The following is a 19,859-nucleotide window of genomic DNA, read 5'->3' as shown; positions in this document are numbered from 1 at the left end:
CTTGAGATGCGAGTGATGAGGATCGAGTGATGGAAACGCGCGCCAAACATATCACGGTCGGCATCTTTGTGCTGATCCTGCTGCTCGCGATCGCCGGCTTCTGTCTCTGGGCGGCCAATGTGCAGACCAAGAGCGATTATACCCGCTATTTCACGCGGTTCAGCGGCTCGGTCGCGCAATTGCGCGTCGATAGCGCTGTGCTCTTCGGCGGCATCCCCGTGGGGCGGGTGGTCGATGTGCGGATCGATCCGGAGAACAGTGAATTGGCGCGGGTCGATGTCGATATCCGCAACGGCACACCGATCCGCCAGGATTCGACCGCCTCGCTAGAAATGCAGGGATTGGCCGGCGGCGTGGCATTGCAGATCTCCCGCGGCAGCCGAACCGCCGATCTTCTGAAGCCCGGGAACGAAATTGAATCCACCCCCTCGGCTCTGGAGCGGTTGCAGCGCCAGATGCCCAATCTGCTGGACAAGGCGAACCGGGTGGCGGACCGGTTGAATGGCATGCTCAGCGAGGAAAACCAGGCGGCCTTCACGGCCTCGGTCCAGAACCTGCAACGTCTCACCGACAATCTCGCCAAGGCGACGGAGAACATTCCCCAGGTCACCCAGACGGCCGGACAGGCTATGGAGAACATTTCCAAGGCCAGCCTGCAATTCCAGAAACTGGCAGCCGATCTGCAGGGCACAGTGAGCGGGGTTCAGGGCGATGTTCACCGCACCACACAGGACGTCTCCAAGATGGCGCAGAATTTCAGCAAGGCCGCAGACAATCTGTCGCAAACGATCGACGAAAACCGCGCGCCGCTGAAACACTTCACCGGGTCGGCGCTCTATGAAACGACGGAACTGGTGACGCAGTTGCGACAGCTTGTTTCTTCAATGTCGCGTATTGCCCAGCAAATTGAGCGCGACCCTGCGCGGTTCCTGCTGGGTGACCGTTCCAAAGGCGTGGAGGTGAAATGACGAAGCCGGGAAACATATGCCGCCGAATGCTGCTGATAACGGCGTTTACGTTCGGTGGTGCCGGGCTGATGGGCTGTACGGTGCTCAGCAATGTCAATACGCCGGTGCCGCTTTATAATCTGCGGCCGCAGATCAGCTTCGACAAACCTCTGCCGAAGATCGACACGCAATTGGTGGTCTCGGTGCCCAATGCCGATGCCGATTTGGATACCGCCCGGATCGCTCTGCGTCGCAGCACCGGCGTGACGGAATATTTCGCCAATGCGGCCTGGACCGATAACGGTCCCAATCTCATCCAGAGCAAGCTGCTCGAGGCATTCGAGAAGACGAATAGCGTCGCGGTCGGCCGGGATGTCGCGGGCCTTATTCCGGACTATGTCCTGCAATCCGAATTGCGTGATTTCCAGGCGGAATATACCAATGGCAGTTTCGTCGGCGCCCATATCCGTCTCACCGCCAAATTGGTGCGCATGTCCGACCGCAAGATCGTTTCCATCATTAATGCAGAGCAGAAGGTGAAAGCCAGCGGCAGTGATATCCTGCAGGTGGTCGCCGCTTTCGAAGCAGCCTTGGCGCCGGTCCTTGAGCAGATCGTGACCGAAACGCTAAAAGCGATGCAAGCCGGCTGACGCCCAGTGTCGATCCGCCTGACCCATCAAGACGCCGAGGGATCATGAGCTACCTCTTTCCACGCGACATGAAGACCACCCCGCCGACGATCTTGCGGGGGGAGGGCAGTTACCTGATCGATGATCAGGGGAGGCGCTATCTCGATGCCTCGGGCGGGCCGGCAGTTTCCTGTCTCGGGCATAATCATCCGGCGGTCACAGCGGCGATCCAGCAACAGGCGGCGGCGGTTTCCTATGCCTATTCGCTGTTCTTCACCACGCCGGTCATCGAGGAATTGGCCGAAACCCTGGTGACCCAGGCACCAGCAGGGATCGAGAAGGCCTTTTTCGTCAGCGGTGGTTCCGAGGCGGTCGAAGCGGCGCTGAAGCTTGCCCGGCAGTATTTCCTCGAAATCGGCCAGCCGAGCCGTCATCGCTTCATCGCGCGCCGGCGCAGCTATCACGGCAATACGCTCGGCGCCTTGGCCTTGGGGGGCGATACCGTCCGCCGCCAGCCCTACGAACCGCTGCTGCAATCCGTCACCCATATCGCGCCCTGCTATGAATATCGCGACCGTCGGCCTGACGAAAGTGCTGAAGCCTATGGCTTGCGCGTGGCCGATGAATTGGAGGCGGCGATCTTGGCCCAGGGTCCCGAGAATGTCGCCGCCTTCTTCTGCGAACCGGTGGTGGGGGCGAGCCTCGGCTGCGCTCCGGCGGTGCCCGGCTATCTGAAACGCATCCGGGATATCTGCGACCGCTATGGCGTCCTGCTGGTCTTTGACGAGGTGATGTGCGGCATGGGGCGCACCGGCCATATGTATGCCTGTCTGGAAGATGGGGTCACGCCGGATATCATCACCACGGCCAAGGGCTTGGGCGGTGGTTATATGCCGATCGGCGGATTATTGATCCATGGGCGGATCTACCGCGCCATCGCCGAAGGTTCCGGCGCGTTGAAGCATGGCCATACCTATGCCGGGCATACTTTAGCCTGCGCCGGTGCCTTGGCGGTCCAGAAAGTGATCGCCGAGGAAGGCCTGCTCGCCCAGGTGCGCGAGCAGGGAGCGAAGCTCACGGCACGGCTGCAGGACAGATTCGGCCAACATCCCCATATCGGCGATATCCGCGGGCGAGGCCTGTTCCTGGGCTTGGAACTGGTGGCGGACCGGGAGAGCAAAGCCTGCTTCGACCCGGCAAAACGCATTTGGCTGAAAATCCGGCAGACGGCGATGGAGCAGGGCTTGATGTGCTATCCTTCCGGCGGTTGCGTCGACGGCCGGAACGGCGATCACATCGTCCTGGCGCCTCCCTATAATATTACCGACAGCCAGCTCGACGAATTGGTGGACAAGCTCTCCCTGGCGATCGGCCAGGTCCTGGGGCGAGGGGCTTGATCTGGCTCCCCGCTGCCCGCTCATGGTTAAGGCCCTCGGGCGGCCAGGCGGGCTATCGGCGTCGCCGCGATAATGTCCAACCCTTGAAGATTGTGACCTTTTCCGTTCCCAAACGGAGCTTTGGGCAAACATCCAGGGCCATTTCCGCCATGCTTGGTATCAGAATATTAACTTTCTCGATGTTTCATCTGATCAGATGGCGTGAGACGGCCGGCCGGTCGCCGGTCCTGCTCATGTAGTCCCGGATATCAGCCCCGGGAGGGCGACTTGGACGGAGATGGTTGGATGGGGGGAATCCTCACGCAAGCGGATGTGCAACGGCTGATCACCAGCCCATCCAGCGATGTGCGCGCAGCGACGGCAATCAAGGTATCCCAAGCCTTCAACACCGTCGGCCTCTCCGATAAGGAACGCGATCTCGCCAAGCAGATTCTCCGCGTCATGGCCAAGGATGCCGAAGCCATGGTGCGCGGTGCTTTGGCCAGTCATCTCAAAGCCAGTTCCGAATTACCGCGCGACGTCGCCATTGCACTGGCGCGCGATATCGAATCTGTCTCCCTACCGGTGCTGGAATTTTCAAAGGTCCTCAGCGATGCGGATCTGATCGAGATCGTCCGCACCGCCAGCGCCGAAAAGCAGCAGGCGGTCGCACAACGTGAAACCGTTTCCAGCGAACTCGCCAATGCCCTGATCGATCACAGCAAGAATGCGGCCGTGGTCGCTGCATTGATGCGCAATCAGGGTGCCGATCTCGGCGAAGCGGAATATAAGAAAGCGCTCGACAAGCACGGCGAAGACATCGGTGTCACCAATGCCGTATTGGGCCGTGGCCAATTGCCCATCACGATCGCAGAACGCCTGGTCAACATGGCCTCCGAACGGCTGCGGGATTTCCTGGTCGACCAGCGCGACCTGTCATCCGAAATGGCAGCCGATCTGGTGATCCAGGCGCGCGAGCGGGCGACGGTCAGCTTGTTGCCGAGCGGCATGAACAGCACCGATGTGGTGGAGCTGGTGAAGCAGCTGCGCGACAATCGCCGGCTGACACCGTCGCTGATCCTCCGCACGCTCTGCACCGGCGACATCGCCTTTTTTGAGGCGAGCCTCGCGGTTCTCTCCAATACAGCGATCGTCAATGCGCGTTTGCTCATTCACGATGAGGGACGGTTGGGCCTGAAGACGATCTATGCCCATACCAGCCTGCCGCAAAATCTCTATCCGGCCTTCCGGGTCGCTTTCGATGTGGCACGGGAAGCGGATTACGACGGCGGCGACGAAGATCGCCGGCGCTTCGCCGCCAAGGTCATCGAACGCATCCTCACGCAGTTTGAAGACCTTGCGGCCGAAGATCTTGATTATCTCCTATCCAAGCTCAATCAGCTCGCGGCCTGAGATTAAGCGCGGGTCAGCAGCTTAAGCCCGAGAATGCCGCCGCCAATCGCGAAGATGCAGAGCATTTGCGCAATGCTCAGTCCTTCGCGCAGCCACAGCGCGCCGATCAGCACGACGCCGAGCGTTCCGATACCGGTCCAGACCGCATAGGCAATGCCCATCGGCAGATCGCGGACGGCCAGGCCAAGCAGGCCGAAGCTGCCGAGCATCGCAATGATGGTAACGAGGCTGGGGAGAAGGCGGGTGAAGCCGTGACTTTGCTTAAGACCGATAGCCCAGACGATTTCCAGGCCGCCGGCGGCGAGAAGAAGAACCCAAGGCATCATTCATTCCACATTAATGCTGCCAGGGTCGTCCCCGACTCGTCGTCGAAGTCCGCCGGGTCGTCCCGCCGGTATGTCGTCAATTATCTAGATCGCTCCCTTGGCTTTTCAAGACGAGTGGGCCGGAGACGGGACGGATCGAAACGGAGTTCCTCTGCTAACTCGATATCGCGACCAGCGACAAGCCCGTGACGACCAGTGCCAAACCTGCCAGCCGCTTCCAGCTGATCGGCTCGTCAAAGAACAGGGCGCCGGATACCGAAACCAAAACAAACCCCAGGCTGGTAAAGGGATAGGCCAGGCTCAGCGGAAGCTTGGTCATCGCCGCGATCCAGCAGAAGCTGCCCAGCACGGCGGCGCCGAGGCCGCTCAGGATCCAAGGATCCAGATAAACCCGGGCAAACCGGTAGACACGCCCGCCAAGCCCCACGCGCAGGACCCCCTTCTTTATAGCAATCTGGCTATAGACGTTCAGGGAGATCGTGAGGCCCACAGCCAGCCACGCAGCCCATAAACTCATGACGGTTCCCCGGTTGCTTTCGTTTGATCTTCTAATAGGGCCGCGCGCGCGAGCAAACGAAAACCATTCTTGCGATGATCCATTTCCGATCACGCGAGAACTGCTTATGGAGGGAGAAGTCGCTGGTTTGAATGGATGGTCGGAGTGAGAGGATTCGAACCTCCGGCCCCTACGTCCCGAACGTAGTGCTCTACCAGGCTGAGCTACACTCCGACACGCTTCAGTAGGGCGCTGGCGCCCCCGTAGGGTGACGCGGGTTATAGCGACAAGCCGGTGACAGTGCAAGCCCTTCGATGGGGGAAATTAACCTAGGCCGCGGGGCTTGGCGCCGGCCATTCCCAGGACTTAGTGGCCGCGCCGGATAACGAATTCCACCACATCGGTCAAAGCGCGTTTTTCGGCGCTATCGGGGAAAATACCCAAAGCGTCGCGGGCGATGGCGCCGTAATGGGCGGCGCGCTGCACTGTGTCTTTCAAGGTGCCGTGACGTTCCATGAGCTGGATCGCCTGACGCAGATCGGCGTCGTCCTGTTCCTGTCGTTCCAAGGTCCGGCGCCAGAAATCGCGCTCCGATTCGTCGCCCCGCAGGAAGGCCAGGATGACCGGCAGGGTGATCTTGCCCTCGCGGAAATCGTCGCCGATGGTCTTGCCGAGATTTTCCTGCTTGGCGGAATAGTCCAGCGCATCGTCGATCAGCTGGAAGGCGATGCCGAGATTCATGCCATAGGAGCCAAGTGCTTCATGCTCCTTCTTCGGCCGGTCCGCAACCACGGCACCGACTTCGCAAGCAGCGGCGAACAAGGCGGCGGTCTTGCCCATGATCACTTCGAGATAGGCCTGTTCGGAAGTCGCCGTGTCGTTACTGGTCATGAGCTGCAGCACCTCGCCCTCGGCGATAATGGCGGAGGCGGCCGAAAGAATTTCCAGCACCCGCAGATTGCCGTCGGCGACCATCAGCTGAAAGGCGCGGCTGAACAGGAAGTCGCCGACCAGGACGCTTGCTTTATTGCCCCAGAGCACATTGGCGGAAGCTTCGCCACGGCGCAGGGTGCTTTCATCGACGACATCGTCATGCAGCAGGGTGGCGGTATGAATGAATTCGACGCAGGCGGCGAGGGCGGCATGACGCTGCCCGTGATAGCCGCACATCTGGGCGGCCGCGAGGGTCAGGACCGGGCGCAGCCTTTTGCCGCCGGCAGCAATGATATGGCCGGCAAGCTGGGGGATCAGCTCGACCGGGCTGTGCATGTTCTCGATGATCAGGCGATTGACGTTTTCCAGATCGTCCTGCACCAGATCGCAGAGACGGGTCAGGGCGTCCGGTTGTTCTTTCTCGCGTTCCTGGTCGAGGTTGATGATCACCGCCACGTTATCATTCCTTATACCTTATGCCAGCCCGCCGGATCATGCCCCCGATTTCTTTACTAACTGTTTGATTCAGGGTCGCGTTCCGGTGATCGCAATTTTCCGATGGCCGGCCTTATGGCCGCCGAGCATAGAAACATAATATGATAGGTCAAGGGTGGTGGCATGTTGCCCCATTCTGCGACCAATGCGCGCATAAGAACGCGATCGTCTTTGACGGAAGCATTGTGCTTCCATCAAAGACGTGAATCGCTCTCTATCTTATTGATGAGAGGCGGATTCACGTTTCAGACAAATCGCGAAGCGATTCCGTCTAAAACGATCCGGCTCTAGCAGTGAAAGGTGAGGAATGCGGGAACTGACCCGGAGCAACGACCCGATCAGACTGTCCTTTCTGACCTCCCTGCTTTCGGAAGCGGGTATCGAGAGCGTTATCCTGGACAGCCATACCAGCATCGTTCAGGGCAGTCTTAATATGCTGGAACAGCGCCTGATGGTGGCTGAGCAGGATCTTAGCCGCGCAACGCGCCTGATGCGTGACGCGGAAGCAGCGATTTTGCAGCCGGTATCGGCTGCGGAAGATGCAGGCGATGAGGATTGATGGCTGAGCAATTGATGCCGGAGAATGTCGAACTGACCCTCGACCAGGTCCTGGGCGGCCGGGTGAGCTTGTTCCAGCCGATCGAGGGCTATCGCGCCGCCATCGATCCTGTGCTGCTGGCAGCCTCTGTTCCGGCCAGCACGATGACAGCGGGGGGAGCGGGGCGCATCGTCGATCTCGGCTGTGGCGTCGGGACTGCCGGGCTGTGTCTTTTGGCGCGGCTGCCGGATGTTTCCTGTCTCGGTATCGATGTCCAGCCGGCCTTGGTCGATCTTGCCAACAGGAATGCGGCGGCCAGCGGGCTTGCCGGTCGCTACCGGGCGATTGAGGGCAATATCCTCGATCACCGACGCCTCCGCGACGTCGGCCCTGCCGATCATGTCATCGCCAATCCGCCTTATCTGCCACGGGGCCGGGCCAGCGTCTCGGATCACCCGGTCAAGGCGCTCGCGAATGTGGAATCCGATGCGGTGCTGGCTGATTGGGTCGCCGCCGCCCGCGCCATCGTGGCGCCGCGCGGTCATGTCACCTTCATCCACCGGGCCGACCGCCTACCGGAATTGCTGTCTTTGATGCAGGAATGCATCGGCGGCCTCGCGATCCTGCCGATCCAGCCGAAACCGGACGAGCCGGCCCGCCGTGTTTTGGTGCGGGGACAGCGGGGCAGCCGTGCCCCGTCCAGGCTGCTCGCGCCTGTCGTGTTGCATGAGGCCGACGGCCGCTTTACCGCAGAGGCTGAAGCGGTTCTTCGGGCGGCGGCAGCGCTTGCCCTATGAGACCGCCCTGACGGCGGAACAGGTAAGACATGACGATGGATTGGAGCGATTGGATCGGGACCGCGAGCTACGTTGTCTTGGCCGCCTCCTATCTTGTCACCAATATGTATTGGCTGCGCATGCTGGCCATCATCGCCATCGTCGCCGAAGCAATCTACTTTTATATGGCCGGCGATCGCGAGCTCTGGGTCGGGATCCTTTGGTCCTGCGTTTTCGTTGCGATCAACATCGTTCAATTGGCGCTTCTCGTCCGGGCCCGGATGCGGGTCAAGCTGACCGAGGAGGAGAGGATGTTGCACGAAAGCGCCTTTGGCAAACTCGACCATGTCAATTTCGGCCGGCTGCTATCCGTGGGCGGATGGCATGATTATCAGGCTGGCACCGAGCTGACGCGCCAGGCCGAGCCGGTCGAGATGGTCCATCTGCTGGTGCGCGGCAGGGCGACGGTCGATATCGATGGGGACCCGATCGCCAGCATCCTGCCCGGCGCCTATATCGGCGAGATGGCCTTTCTAGGTGATGGCAAGGCATCTGCCACGGTCCGTGCCGGCGATAATTGTCGGTGTTTTTCGATTCCTGCCGATGATTTGCACGATCTGGTTCGCAAACACGATGAGATCGGTTCGGTTCTGAAGGAACAATTCGCGGTCGACCTCGCGCGCAAATTGCGGGTTCACGGGCGAAATTACGTAGCTGCTGTTGCGAGGAAATCATTATCCGGCAGTCGGGCCAATAAAGTGTAACAATCCGGCATGAGCGCCGGGATGCTGCTTGACCGCTTTGTGACCGCGCCGCTAAATGGCGGCATCATGTTCAGTCTACCCAGCTTTCCCAAACTCTTCCTCGTCGTTGCGGTCGTTGCCGTCGTCTGGTGGTGGTTCCGTCGTCCGGCCGTGCAGTCCGATCGCAGCGAGTCGCAGGTCCGGAACGGCAATCGACGCAGCGCAGCGCCTAACGCGGGCGCGGCAAAGCAAAAGGCTGTCGAAGATCTGGTGAAATGCCCGTCCTGCGGCACCTATATCGCCGCCGGCAGCGCTTGCGATTGCAAAAACGGCAAATAAGCTAGCTGACAAAGGCGGGCTGCCGCAGCAGCGGGCAGCCTGTTTGCGCTACCAGTCCGGCTCCCAGATCTAGGGCGTAGTTTCCTTGATTCTTGAGGCTTGCCCCATTATTTTGCGGTGCACTATGAAGAGCCGGGCCGGTGCTGTGGGGGCTGTCCGGACGGAGTCAGAAAGGGTTCCCAATGGCGCGTATCGCCAATCCGGAAACATGCGTTCAGGCGCTCATCCTGAAACTTCAGAATTACTGGTCGAACCAGGGCTGCGCCATCCTGCAGCCTTACGACATGGAAGTCGGCGCCGGGACTTTCCATTGGGCAACCACTTTGCGCTCGCTTGGCCCCAAGCCCTGGCGCGCCGCCTATGTCCAGCCCTCGCGCCGGCCGAAAGATGGCCGGTATGGCGAGAATCCCAACCGGCTGCAGCATTACTATCAGTTCCAGGTGATCCTGAAGCCATCGCCGGCAAACAGCCAGGAGCTTTATCTTGGCAGTCTGGAGGCGATCGGCATCGATCCGCTGAAGCACGACATCCGTTTCGTCGAGGATGATTGGGAGAGTCCGACCCTCGGGGCCTGGGGCCTCGGCTGGGAGGTTTGGCTGGACGGGATGGAAGTCAGCCAATTCACGTATTTTCAGCAGGTTGGCGGTCTGGAATGTGACCCGGTCTCAACCGAGCTGACCTATGGTCTCGAACGGCTCTTCATGTATGTGCAAGGCGTCGAGAACGTCTATGACCTCGACTTCAACGGGGTTGAGGGCCCGGCCGGACTGTCTTACGGCGACATCTATCTCCAGGCCGAGCAGGAATATTCAGCTTTTAATTTCGAACATGCGGATACTGCGCTGTTATTTCAGCATTTTCAGGATGCTGAAAAGGAATGTGCCGCGCTGCTGAACCTGTCCAAGGCGCTGCCCTTGCCGGCCTATGACCAGTGCCTGAAGGCCAGTCATCTGTTCAATCTGCTGGATGCGCGCGGCGTGATCTCCGTGACCGAGCGCCAGGCCTATATCGGCCGCGTCCGGGCACTCGCGAAATCCTGCTGCGAGGCCTGGGAAGCGACCCAGCGCCCGGCTGAAGCCAACATGAATAAGGCCGGGTAAGATCATGGCCGAATTGCTTTTAGAGATTTTCTCCGAAGAAATTCCCGCCCGCATGCAGGCGCGCGCGGCGGAGGATCTGAAACGCCTCGTCACCGAGAAGCTGAAATCCGCCGGCCTCGCGTTCAAACGGGCCGATGCCTATGTGACCCCGCGGCGCCTGGCGCTGGTGGTCGACGGTCTGCCGGTTACCCAGGCGGATGTGAAGGAAGAGAAGAAGGGCCCTCGGGTTGGCTCGCCGCAACAGGCGGTGGACGGCTTCCTGAAATCCGCCGGCCTGGCCTCGCTCGATCAGTGTGAGGAACGCGATACCGGCAAGGGCGTCTTCTATTTCGCCGTGATCGAAAAGAAGGGCGCCGCGACCGCCGCCGTTCTGCCCGGCACCATCCTGGATTCCATGGCGGCTCTGCCCTGGCCGAAATCCATGCGCTGGGCGGATTACACCCAGCGCTGGGTGCGGCCGTTGCATGGCATCATCGCCTTGTTCGACGGCAAGGTCCTGGAAGGCAAATTCGATCTTGGCGGCAGCGCCGTCACCTTCGATCGCGTGACGCGCGGCCATCGCTTCCTCTCGCAGGGAGAAATCACCGTCAGCAATTTTGCCGGTTATCAGGCGAAATTGCGCGCAGCCAAGGTCATCCTCGACCAGGCCGAGCGCCGAGCTTCGATCAAGCGTCAGGCCGATGAGCTGGCAGCCAAGCAGGGCCTCGAGGTGAAGGCGGATGATGGCTTGCTGGACGAGGTGACCGGGCTGGTGGAATGGCCGGTCGTCCTGATGGGCGGCATCGATCAGCAATTCATGTCGGTGCCGGCGGAAGTACTGACGACCTCCATGCGCACCCACCAGAAATATTTCGCGGTCGAAAGCAAGGATGGGAAGCTGGCGCCGCATTTCCTCGTGGTCGCCAATATCGAGGCCAGCGACGGCGGCGCGCAGATCATCGCCGGCAATGAGCGGGTGCTGCGGGCCCGTCTCTCCGATGCGGAATTCTTCTGGAGCCAGGACCAGAAGGTGAAGCTGGCCGACCGGGTGGGGTCGCTGGGCAGCATCACCTACCATGCCAAACTTGGATCCGTCGGCCAGAAGGTGGCGCGGAATATCGACCTGGCCGGCGAGTTGGCCAAGGATATCGGCGCCGATATCGATTTGGCGAAACAGGCGGCGCGGCTTGCCAAGGCCGACCTGGTCTCCGGCATGGTCGGAGAGTTCCCGGAACTTCAGGGCATTATGGGACGTTACTACGCGCAGTTGGAGAAATTGCCGGATGCCGTCGCCGATGCCATCGCCGATCACTACAAGCCCCTGGGGCCGACCGACACCTGCCCCAACGCTCCGGTGAGCATCGCCGTGGCCCTGGCCGATAAGATCGATACCTTGACCGGCTTTTTCGCCATCGATGAGAAGCCGACCGGGTCAAAAGATCCCTTTGCGCTGCGCCGGGCGGCTCTTGGGATCATCCGCCTCATCATCGAAAACAAGCTGCGCCTGAAGCTGCGCGATGTTTTGGCCCGCGCCTATAGCGGCTACTATGACAATGGCGGGTCGAAGGATGGCGGTTTCGAAAAAAACCAGCCGAAGGCGGTGATTGCCGAGCTGATGGAATTCTTCGCCGATCGCTTGAAGGTCGCGCTGAAGGAACAGGGGACGCGCCATGATCTGATCAGCGCCGTCTTCGCGCTTGGCAATGAAGACGATCTCGTACGCTTGCTGGCCCGCGTCGATGCGTTGAAAGCTTTCGTCGAAAGCGAGGATGGCGCCAATTTGCTGACCGCCTATAAACGCGCCAGCAATATCGTCCGCATCGAGGAAAAGAAAGACGGCGTCAGCCATGACGGCATGATCGATGCCGCCTTGCTGGAGCAAATGGAAGAAAAAGAACTTCAGATTGCTTTGGCCTCGGCGGCGGGCCAAGCTGAGCAGGCGATCATTAAGGAAGATTACGCTTCCGCGATGTCCGCTCTGGCGCATTTGCGGCGCCCTGTCGATGCCTTCTTCGACAAGGTCACGGTGAATTGTGATGACCCGCAAAAACGGATCAATAGGCTTAGATTGCTGTCGGCAATTCGTTCGACACTGAACAAGGTTGCTGACTTTTCCAAGATCGAAGGGTGAGAGAGATCATGGCGAAATGGGTGTACCGCTTTGGCGATGGCATGGCGGAAGGTCGCGCGGATATGCGCAATCTGCTGGGTGGCAAGGGAGCCAATCTGGCGGAGATGAGCAGCCTGGGCCTGCCGGTGCCGCCGGGCTTCTCCATCACGACCGAGGTCTGCACTTACTATTACGCCCATGACAAGGGCTTCCCGGACGATCTCAAGAAGCAGGTCGATGACGGCGTCGCCCATATCGAGAAGATCGTCGGCATGAAGTTCGGCGATCCCAATGCGCCCTTGCTGGTTTCCGTTCGCTCAGGTGCGCGCGTCTCGATGCCGGGCATGATGGACACCGTTCTCAATCTCGGCCTCAACGATGAAACCGCTGCCGGCCTTGCCAAACAATCGGGTGACGAGCGTTTTGCCTATGATTCCTATCGCCGCTTTATCCAGATGTACGGCAATGTCGTGCTTGGCGTGGAGCACCATCATTTCGAGGAGATCCTCGATCTGCATAAGAGCGATCTCGGCGTTTCGCTGGATACCGACCTGACTGCCGAGAACTGGAAGAAGGTGATTGCCGAATACAAGGCGAAGGTGGAGGAGGAGCTCGGCAAGCCGTTCCCGCAGGATCCCCGCACCCAGCTCTGGGGTGCGATCGGCGCCGTTTTCGCCAGTTGGAACATCCCGCGCGCCATCACCTATCGCAAACTGAACAACATTCCGGAAGATTGGGGCACGGCCGTCAACGTCCAGGCCATGGTCTTCGGCAATATGGGGAATGATTGCGCCACTGGCGTTGCCTTCACCCGCAATCCCTCGACCGGCGAGAAAGAATTCTACGGCGAATATCTCGTCAATGCGCAGGGCGAAGATGTCGTTGCCGGCATCCGCACGCCGCAGCATCTGACGCTCGCCGGCAAGAAGGCGAACAATTCCACGCTGCCGGCGATGGAAGAGGTGATGCCGGAGGTTTTCAGCCAGCTCAACGATGTGCGCCAGCAACTGGAAACGCATTATCGCGACATGCAGGATATCGAGTTCACGGTCCAGAAGGGCAAGCTCTATATGCTGCAGACCCGCAACGGCAAGCGCACCGCCCAGGCGGCGCTGAAGATTGCGGTAGACCTCTGCAACGAGGGCCTGATCGACAAGAAGACCGCGGTTGCGCGGATCGATCCCGCCTCGCTGGATCAATTGCTGCATCCGACCCTCGATCCCAAGGCGAAGCGGGAAGTCATCGCGCGCGGCCTGCCGGCCAGCCCGGGCGCCGCTTCGGGCAAGGTGGTCTTTACTGCCGACGACGCCGAAGACCGCGCGGCCAAGGGCGACAAGGTGATCCTGGTTCGTGTCGAGACCAGCCCCGAAGACATTCATGGCATGCATGCGGCGGTCGGTATTCTGACGACGCGTGGCGGCATGACCAGCCACGCGGCTGTGGTGGCGCGCGGCATGGGCCGTCCCTGCGTCTCGGGTGCGGGTGAATTGCGCATCGACGGCAAGGCCAAGGTGATGATCGTCAAGGGTCACAAGATTCAGGAAGGCGACCTGATCACCATCGATGGCGGGACCGGCGAGGTGATGGCGGGGGCCGTGCCGACCATCGAGCCGCAGCTTTCCGGCGATTTCGCCACGCTGATGGGCTGGGCCGACGAAGCGCGGAAACTGAAGATCCGCACCAATGCCGAGACTCCGCTGGATGCCCGCACGGCGCGGAAATTCGGCGCCGAGGGCATCGGCCTTTGCCGCACCGAGCACATGTTCTTCGATGGTGACCGCATTGTCGCCATGCGCGAAATGATCATGGCTGAGGATGTCGAGGGCCGGAAGAAGGCCCTGGCCAAGATCCTGCCGATGCAGCGCCAGGACTTCGTCGAATTGTTCGAGATCATGAAGGGTCTGCCGGTGACGATCCGTCTGCTGGATCCGCCGCTGCACGAATTCCTGCCGCATTCCGCCGAGGAAATGGCCGAAGTGGCTGCTGCGGCCGGTGTTCCGGTGGATGCGGTGGCGGCCCGCGCAGCCGCCCTGCATGAAAGCAATCCGATGCTGGGCCATCGCGGCTGCCGCCTCGGCATCACCTATCCGGAAATCTACGAGATGCAGGCCCGCGCGATTTTCGAGGCCCTCGCACATGTCAAGCAGACCTCCGGCGACACGGCGGAAGCCGAGATCATGATCCCGCTGGTCGGCATCCCGAAGGAACTGACGCTGATGAAGGCGATCATCGATCGCGTCGCAGCGGAGGTGGAGGCTGAAAGCAAAGTGAAGCTGCCTTACTCCGTCGGCACCATGATCGAATTGCCGCGTGCCGCTTTGCTGGCGGGTGAGATTGCCAAGGATGCGGCCTTCTTCAGCTTCGGTACCAACGATCTGACGCAAACGACCTTCGGCCTCAGCCGCGATGATGCCGCGCGCTTCATCCAGGCCTATGAACGCCAGGGTATTCTGGCTCGCGATCCCTTCATCACCCTCGACGCCGATGGCGTTGGCGAATTGGTGAAACTGGCGGCGGAACGCGGCCGCAAGACGCGGCCCGATATCAAGCTCGGCATCTGCGGCGAACATGGCGGCGATCCGGCCTCGATCCATTTCTGCGCCCAGCAGGGATTGAACTACGTCTCCTGCTCGCCCTATCGGGTGCCGATCGCCAAGCTGGCAGCAGCCCAGGCCGCTTTGACCTCGTCAGGCGATGGTCGCAAGGGCGAAGGCTGATCGCTCACCGAAGCAGCTTCTGTTCGAAAAACTCGGGCCCCGCTTGAAGCGGGGCCTAATGTTTTTGCGGGATGAGTTGCCGGCTCGAAACCTGCTTTAGGGAAGGAGGTTCAGTTTCTGCAAAGCCGGCTTCAGGCTGCGGTCGAGGCGTTGTTTCCAGGTGTCGGCGATCTGCTGCTTCTGGCTCTCGCTGAGCGCAGCGAAGCTCTCGGCCCAATAGCTGTTATCGACTGCATGATCCGCCATCGCGTCGACATTTGCGATCGGCTGCAAGGTATGGCCGTCGACGACGATGATGCGATAGACGATGCCAAGATTTGGGCCGCCTGCCAGCCGGACCAGGCTGGCGCCGTAAAGCGGCTTCTCGACATCCTCGAGCGCGGCCTTGCCTGGAAGCAGTACGACATAGATATCCGCGCCAAGACCCGTATCGGCGGTTGTGCCGGTTGGTATTTGCGTGCGATGGCTGATGATCTGGCCGACCGGCACGCCGCCGATCAGAAAGCTCTGGACCGCGCGCTCCTTTTCGCTCTGATAAAAGTCGTCCGGTTGATATGCGATGGGAATGAGGCTGTAGCGGTCGGCCAGCAAGCGATTGACCTGCTCGATGGCATAATGGTCGAGGCCGAATGCCGCCAGCGATCCCTGGCTGCCGGCCGGGTCTTGCGCGACGATATCCCGGACCGTCAGTTCATTGCCGATGGCTGAAATGACGCCAACCGTCTTGACATTAGCGGCTTGGCCGCGGGTCAGCACGGTCTCGCTGCAGCCGCCCAGCAAGGCACCCGCGAATACGACGAGAAGCAGGCCGGTGATCAGGCGTTTCATCGTAAATCCTTATGTCGCCGCGCTAGCGGTCGGTCTCTCTTCAGAACCGGCCGGCCATGCCTTTCTAGCGAAGTCGGCGCGGCGATGGAAGTGCTTGACCGAACAGCACAATCTGGCTGACATGCAATTGCAATTGGCGAGAGGGACAGCTGGCTCGATGATGCGTGGACAAGCGGGAGATGCCCTATGGCGCTGACCCTCGATCAGCTCAAATCGGGCGGCAAGGTGCAGATGGCGCAGGCACTGGCCAGGATGGAGGCTGCGCCGGATGATCTCGCAATGGTCGCACTGTTGGATGAAGCCTTTGCCCGGCCTTTCGGCCAGGTGATCGGGCTGACCGGACCGCCGGGTGTGGGAAAATCCACCCTGATCGGCGCACTCATCCGCGACTACCGGTTACGCGGCAAGGCCATCGGCGTCATCGCGGTCGATCCGTCCTCGCGGCGATCGGGCGGCGCCCTGCTCGGCGATCGCACGCGGCTGCGCACCGATCCGGAAGATAATGGCATCTTCGTCCGTTCCATGGCGGCCCGCGACCAATTGGGCGGGCTGGCGGAGATGACCTATGCCGCCATGATCCTGATGCGCGCGGTGTTCGATATCGTGCTGGTGGAGACGGTCGGCGTCGGCCAATCCGAAACCGACATCGCCATGGCCGCCGATACGGTGGTCTTTTGCGTCCAACCCGGTTCGGGCGACAGCCTGCAATTCATGAAAGCCGGGATCGTCGAAATTCCCGATATCGTCGTCGTCACGAAGGGTGATATGGGGAAGGCGGCGACCCGGGCCAAAACCGATGTGAAGGGCGCTCTTTCCCTGGCGCTGACGGACCCGGAAGCGTGGCCGATTGCCGTCCTGACCGTCAGCGCCACCAGCGGGGAAGGGATCGCGAGACTGATCGACAGTGCAGCCGATCATTTCGCCTGGCTGCAGGCCAATGCCCGGTTGGATATTCAGCGCCATAACCAGGCGGAGGCTTGGCTGAAGCAGGCGATCAAAGAGCGCTATGGCCGGGAAGGGCTGAAGCGGCTCGGCGCCCTGTCCCTTAGCCCCGGAACCTCGCCCTTTGGAAAGCTCGCTCCCCAGGAGGGATGATCTCCTCAAGTTAGTCATCAGTCGGCGTCGTTTCTCCGATCGAGACGGTCCGCGATATCCGACCAGGCAAAGGCGATGTGAAGGAGGATGTGTCGTATGCGGTCCTTGCGCGTTCTGGTCATCGACGATTCCCAAGAGGATGCGGAGCTTTCGCTGCTTGCCTTGACGCGCGGCGATTTCGGTTTGATCCATCATCGCCACGTCGACAGCGCTGGGGACCTCGCTGTAGCGTTGGAAGAAGATAGCTGGGATATCGTTATCGCCGATTACGCGATGCCGGGCTTAAACGGCGCCGAGGCACTGAAGGAAATACGTCGGCGCGGCCTCGAGATTCCTGTCATCTTCCTATCCGACAGTATAAGCGAAGATGTCGCTGTCGCCGCCATGGGGGCCGGCGCCCAGGATTGCGTTGCCAAGAGAAATCTTGAGCGCCTGGCGCCGGCGGTCAAGCGCGGATTGTCTGACATGGAAAGGCGTCGCGCCCATGCCCGGGCCGAAGCGGCGCAGAGATCCATTCAGGCGCGCTTTGAGCAGATCTTGACCCTGGCGCCCGACGCCTTTATCGCCGCCGATGCGGACCACCGCATCACCGTCTTCAATCGTGCGGCAGCTATCCTGTTTGCCTATCGCAATGAGACGATGCTGGGCCGCGACATCGGTAGCCTGCTGCCCGACTTGAAACTCGCCGCCGAGGAAGGAAGCGGCATGATCGAGCGCCGCAGGTCCATCGGACGGCGCAGCGACGGATCTGAATTTCCGGTGGAACTGTCCATCTCCCAAAGCACCGAGGAAGGAGATACGACCTTTACGGTCATGGTCCGCGATGTGACGGAACGGGAACAAATGCTGCAATTGACGCGGCAGGCGAACCGGCGGCTGGAAGCCGTTCTGCAATCCTCGCCTTTGGCAATCGTCAGCCTCGCAGCCGACTTCACGGTCCTGACCTGGAACCGCAGCGCCGAACGGACCTTTGGTCATGCGACGAATGATGTGATTGGCCAGGCGTGTCCTCTCGTCAAGACTTTCGGCGAGGCCCGGTTCATCGACTTCTTCGATCGCCTGAATCGCGGCGAGTTGCTGCAGGATATCGATCTGCTGCATCGCGGACCTTCCGGAGATCAGGAGATCCGCCTTTCAGCAGCGCCCCTCTATCGTGATGGCGAAACCGCCGGAAGCAATTTCGCGGGAGCGGTCCTGGTGCTCGAGGATGTGACGCATAGCCGCTCGCTGCAGCGCCAGCTGAACCACGCCCAGCGCATGGAAACCGTCGGCCAGCTGACCGGCGGCATCGCTCATGACTTCAATAACCTGCTGGCGGTGATCATCGGCAATCTGGATCTGCTTGAAGAGGAAATCCGCGGCAATGAGAAAGCGACGGCACTGGCAGGGAGAGCCTTGAAAGCGAGTTTGCGGGCCGCCGATCTGACGCGCAAATTGCTGGCCTTTGCCAGGAAGCAGGCCTTGGAGCAAATTGCCTTCGATCTGAACACCTTGGTTGGCGATGTCGAAGAGCTGATCGTGCGAACCCTGGGCGAGGGGATCAAGGTTCAGTCGAAGCTGGCGCCGGATTTGTGGCCGGTCTTTGCCGATCCCGCGCAGGTCGAATCCGCTTTGACCAATCTTGCCGTCAATGCCCGCGACGCCATGCCGCGCGGTGGTTGCCTGGTCATCGAAACCGGCAACCGGGTGCTGGATGATGCCTATGCGGCCGAGAATCTCGACGTAAAGCCCGGAGCCTATGTCATGCTCGCCGTCTCCGATACCGGCGACGGGATCCCGCCGGAAATCCTCAGCCGCATTTTTGAGCCCTTCTTCACCACCAAGGAGGAGGGACGCGGAACCGGATTGGGGCTCAGCATGGTCTACGGCTTCGCCAAGCAATCCCATGGTCATGTCAAAGTCTATAGCGAAGTTGGACATGGCACGACGGTGCGGCTCTATCTACCGCGTGCTGCGACGGATGACGTCGCGTCGCGGTTGGGACATGCCCAGCAGACATCGACCTCTCAAGGCAATAATGTCAGCATCCTCGCGGTCGAGGACAATGACGAAGTCCGCGCTGTCGTCACCAAGCAATTGACCGCTCTGGGCTACCGGGTCGTCGCGGCGGCCAATGCCGACGAGGCCTTGGCCGTGCTCGACCGCGGCGAGCCGGTCGATCTCATCTTCAGCGACGTGGTCATGCCGGGAAAGATGAACGGCATCGAACTGGTTGCCGAAGCCTCTCGCCGTCGGCCGGGCATCAAGACGCTCCTGACCTCGGGTTTCACCGAAGCGTCTTTGCAAGGGAACGAACCGCATCCGGAGGCCGTCGGCCTGCTCAGCAAGCCTTATCGATTGCAGGATCTGGCAAAGCGCTTGCGCGAGGTTCTGTCGGATTAGATGACGGCCGGATGAACGTTGGCGGTAACAATCTCCGGACATTATGCCGTTTTTATGCTGCCAGCCCGTTTTATGATCTCACTACCGCGGTTTATTTCGGCTTAATGCGGCTGCTCGCAACCTCATCTCGTTTCTTTATCCCCGGCGGCGATATCTCTGCTCCCGGATGTGAACATTCATCCGGAGATTATCGTGCGGCCTATGCCACTTATTTATCGCAATATTGAGCCGCCGGCCGAATATTACATGTTGGTTGGCGCTCAGCCGGAAGGCAATGTTGTTTGCTTCTTCCGGGAAAAACCGGTGACGGATGTCGTGAGGGACGAACGGGGGTATCGCTATATTTTCGCCGGTTTGGCACCGCGGAAAGATGACGGTAGTTACGATGTCCGCAATATGCGCGATGGCGAGGTCATCGTCGAACCTGGCCTCATTTATCAATTGATTCCAGTCAAGCGCGGCTTTGTCAGTTAGCCGGCTTGTGAGTTAGCTAATGTGTAAGTTGGCCAGGGGTTCGGATTCAACGAACCAAGGCGGGATGCCGATTGCCGGCCGCCACGACGGCAACGGCATCTCAAGGCGTGATAGCAGCTTCATCCCCTGCTATCGCGGCGTCCCGTGGCAGCGGCAGCAGCCT

18 protein-coding genes and 1 tRNA gene are annotated in these 19,859 nt (G+C 60.6%); 14 read left to right on the top strand and 5 right to left on the bottom strand.

The features are described from left to right. The first annotated feature begins 29 nt into the window (after positions 1-29). The 4 genes from SMD27_RS11740 to SMD27_RS11725 all read left to right on the top strand — a co-directional run bounded on the left by SMD27_RS11740 (position 30) and on the right by SMD27_RS11725 (position 4,365). Positions 30-968, top strand: coding sequence for an MlaD family protein (locus SMD27_RS11740; protein ID WP_320508550.1), 939 nt, complete (start codon positions 30-32; stop codon positions 966-968). After that, a complete protein-coding gene (locus tag SMD27_RS11735; protein WP_320508549.1) occupies positions 965-1,597 on the top strand; it encodes an ABC-type transport auxiliary lipoprotein family protein in 633 nt (210 codons plus the stop codon). Before SMD27_RS11740 ends, SMD27_RS11735 begins: the two co-directional genes overlap by 4 nt. A 44-nt stretch (positions 1,598-1,641) precedes the next feature. Next, positions 1,642-2,973: an aspartate aminotransferase family protein gene (locus tag SMD27_RS11730; protein WP_320508548.1), complete on the top strand. Its 1,332-nt coding sequence runs from the start codon at positions 1,642-1,644 to the stop codon at positions 2,971-2,973. Between the two features lie 285 nt (positions 2,974-3,258). Next, positions 3,259-4,365 (top strand): DUF2336 domain-containing protein, encoded by a 1,107-nt coding sequence (locus tag SMD27_RS11725; protein ID WP_320508547.1) that lies wholly within the window; start codon positions 3,259-3,261, stop codon positions 4,363-4,365. A gap of 2 nt (positions 4,366-4,367) precedes the next feature. On the opposite strand, the gene SMD27_RS11720 is transcribed toward SMD27_RS11725, so the two are convergent. From SMD27_RS11720 to SMD27_RS11705, 4 genes are all read right to left on the bottom strand, one after another. Then, positions 4,368-4,691 carry a DMT family transporter gene (locus SMD27_RS11720; RefSeq protein WP_320508546.1) on the bottom strand — a complete coding sequence of 108 codons (324 nt, stop codon included), beginning with the start codon at positions 4,689-4,691 and terminating at the stop codon, positions 4,368-4,370. 154 nt (positions 4,692-4,845) lie between these two features. Continuing rightward, positions 4,846-5,208, bottom strand: a complete 363-nt coding sequence (locus tag SMD27_RS11715; protein WP_320508545.1) for a DMT family transporter — start codon at positions 5,206-5,208, stop codon at positions 4,846-4,848. A gap of 136 nt (positions 5,209-5,344) precedes the next feature. Beyond that, positions 5,345-5,421, bottom strand: a tRNA-Pro gene (locus SMD27_RS11710). Positions 5,422-5,553: 132 nt separating this feature from the next. After that, positions 5,554-6,576 (bottom strand): polyprenyl synthetase family protein, encoded by a 1,023-nt coding sequence (locus SMD27_RS11705; protein ID WP_320508544.1) that lies wholly within the window; start codon positions 6,574-6,576, stop codon positions 5,554-5,556. Between the two features lie 346 nt (positions 6,577-6,922). Between SMD27_RS11705 and SMD27_RS11700 the strand changes: the two genes are divergently transcribed. The 7 genes from SMD27_RS11700 to ppdK all read left to right on the top strand — a co-directional run bounded on the left by SMD27_RS11700 (position 6,923) and on the right by ppdK (position 14,917). After that, the gene (locus SMD27_RS11700) at positions 6,923-7,174 is read left to right on the top strand and encodes a putative signal transducing protein (RefSeq protein ID WP_320508543.1); all 252 of its coding nucleotides are present in this window, start codon (positions 6,923-6,925) and stop codon (positions 7,172-7,174) included. After that, positions 7,174-7,950 carry a tRNA1(Val) (adenine(37)-N6)-methyltransferase gene (locus SMD27_RS11695; RefSeq protein WP_320508542.1) on the top strand — a complete coding sequence of 259 codons (777 nt, stop codon included), beginning with the start codon at positions 7,174-7,176 and terminating at the stop codon, positions 7,948-7,950. Before SMD27_RS11700 ends, SMD27_RS11695 begins: the two co-directional genes overlap by 1 nt. A gap of 29 nt (positions 7,951-7,979) precedes the next feature. Continuing rightward, positions 7,980-8,693, top strand: a complete 714-nt coding sequence (locus SMD27_RS11690; RefSeq protein ID WP_320508541.1) for a cyclic nucleotide-binding domain-containing protein — start codon at positions 7,980-7,982, stop codon at positions 8,691-8,693. Positions 8,694-8,714: 21 nt separating this feature from the next. Next, positions 8,715-9,011, top strand: coding sequence for a hypothetical protein (locus SMD27_RS11685; RefSeq protein ID WP_320508540.1), 297 nt, complete (start codon positions 8,715-8,717; stop codon positions 9,009-9,011). 182 nt (positions 9,012-9,193) lie between these two features. Then, positions 9,194-10,111 carry a glycine--tRNA ligase subunit alpha gene (locus tag SMD27_RS11680; protein ID WP_320508539.1) on the top strand — a complete coding sequence of 306 codons (918 nt, stop codon included), beginning with the start codon at positions 9,194-9,196 and terminating at the stop codon, positions 10,109-10,111. Positions 10,112-10,115: 4 nt separating this feature from the next. Continuing rightward, positions 10,116-12,221: a glycine--tRNA ligase subunit beta gene (gene glyS, locus SMD27_RS11675; protein ID WP_320508538.1), complete on the top strand. Its 2,106-nt coding sequence runs from the start codon at positions 10,116-10,118 to the stop codon at positions 12,219-12,221. Positions 12,222-12,229: 8 nt separating this feature from the next. Next, on the top strand, positions 12,230-14,917 hold the full coding sequence (gene ppdK / locus SMD27_RS11670; RefSeq protein WP_320508537.1) for a pyruvate, phosphate dikinase: 2,688 nt from the start codon (positions 12,230-12,232) through the stop codon (positions 14,915-14,917). Between the two features lie 96 nt (positions 14,918-15,013). Here the strand turns inward: ppdK and SMD27_RS11665 are convergent, their stop codons facing one another. Beyond that, the gene (locus SMD27_RS11665) at positions 15,014-15,745 is read right to left on the bottom strand and encodes a hypothetical protein (RefSeq protein ID WP_320508536.1); all 732 of its coding nucleotides are present in this window, start codon (positions 15,743-15,745) and stop codon (positions 15,014-15,016) included. A 186-nt stretch (positions 15,746-15,931) separates the two neighbouring features. On the opposite strand from SMD27_RS11665, the gene SMD27_RS11660 reads away from it, so the two are divergent. The 3 genes from SMD27_RS11660 (at position 15,932) to SMD27_RS11650 (ending at position 19,696) form a co-directional block, all read left to right on the top strand. Continuing rightward, entirely contained in the window at positions 15,932-16,840 is a 909-nt protein-coding gene (locus SMD27_RS11660) for an ArgK/MeaB family GTPase (RefSeq protein ID WP_320508535.1), read from the top strand. A gap of 96 nt (positions 16,841-16,936) precedes the next feature. Further along, entirely contained in the window at positions 16,937-19,222 is a 2,286-nt protein-coding gene (locus tag SMD27_RS11655) for a hybrid sensor histidine kinase/response regulator (protein ID WP_320508534.1), read from the top strand. A gap of 192 nt (positions 19,223-19,414) precedes the next feature. Further along, the gene (locus SMD27_RS11650; protein WP_320508533.1) at positions 19,415-19,696 is read left to right on the top strand and encodes a hypothetical protein; all 282 of its coding nucleotides are present in this window, start codon (positions 19,415-19,417) and stop codon (positions 19,694-19,696) included. Positions 19,697-19,859 lie beyond the last annotated feature (163 nt).

Source organism: Dongia soli, from assembly GCF_034044715.1.
Classification (GTDB): Bacteria; Pseudomonadota; Alphaproteobacteria; order Dongiales; family Dongiaceae; genus Dongia_B; species Dongia_B soli.
The sequence above is the reverse complement of the archived record's forward strand: the minus strand, read 5'-3'. Positions and strand labels throughout refer to the sequence as shown.

Bases quoted from the DNA above. Each gene is read 5' to 3' on its own strand.
- SMD27_RS11740 (WP_320508550.1), top strand. From the start codon at position 30: ATGGAAACGCGCGCCAAACATATCACGGTCGGCATCTTTGTGCTGATC.
- SMD27_RS11735 (WP_320508549.1), top strand. From the start codon at position 965: ATGACGAAGCCGGGAAACATATGCCGCCGAATGCTGCTGATAACGGCG.
- SMD27_RS11730 (WP_320508548.1), top strand. From the start codon at position 1,642: ATGAGCTACCTCTTTCCACGCGACATGAAGACCACCCCGCCGACGATC.
- SMD27_RS11725 (WP_320508547.1), top strand. From the start codon at position 3,259: ATGGGGGGAATCCTCACGCAAGCGGATGTGCAACGGCTGATCACCAGC.
- SMD27_RS11720 (WP_320508546.1), bottom strand. From the start codon at position 4,691: ATGATGCCTTGGGTTCTTCTTCTCGCCGCCGGCGGCCTGGAAATCGTC.
- SMD27_RS11715 (WP_320508545.1), bottom strand. From the start codon at position 5,208: ATGAGTTTATGGGCTGCGTGGCTGGCTGTGGGCCTCACGATCTCCCTG.
- SMD27_RS11700 (WP_320508543.1), top strand. From the start codon at position 6,923: ATGCGGGAACTGACCCGGAGCAACGACCCGATCAGACTGTCCTTTCTG.
- SMD27_RS11695 (WP_320508542.1), top strand. From the start codon at position 7,174: ATGGCTGAGCAATTGATGCCGGAGAATGTCGAACTGACCCTCGACCAG.
- SMD27_RS11690 (WP_320508541.1), top strand. From the start codon at position 7,980: ATGACGATGGATTGGAGCGATTGGATCGGGACCGCGAGCTACGTTGTC.
- SMD27_RS11685 (WP_320508540.1), top strand. From the start codon at position 8,715: ATGCTGCTTGACCGCTTTGTGACCGCGCCGCTAAATGGCGGCATCATG.
- SMD27_RS11680 (WP_320508539.1), top strand. From the start codon at position 9,194: ATGGCGCGTATCGCCAATCCGGAAACATGCGTTCAGGCGCTCATCCTG.
- glyS (WP_320508538.1), top strand. From the start codon at position 10,116: ATGGCCGAATTGCTTTTAGAGATTTTCTCCGAAGAAATTCCCGCCCGC.
- ppdK (WP_320508537.1), top strand. From the start codon at position 12,230: ATGGCGAAATGGGTGTACCGCTTTGGCGATGGCATGGCGGAAGGTCGC.
- SMD27_RS11665 (WP_320508536.1), bottom strand. From the start codon at position 15,745: ATGAAACGCCTGATCACCGGCCTGCTTCTCGTCGTATTCGCGGGTGCC.
- SMD27_RS11660 (WP_320508535.1), top strand. From the start codon at position 15,932: ATGGCGCTGACCCTCGATCAGCTCAAATCGGGCGGCAAGGTGCAGATG.
- SMD27_RS11655 (WP_320508534.1), top strand. From the start codon at position 16,937: ATGCGGTCCTTGCGCGTTCTGGTCATCGACGATTCCCAAGAGGATGCG.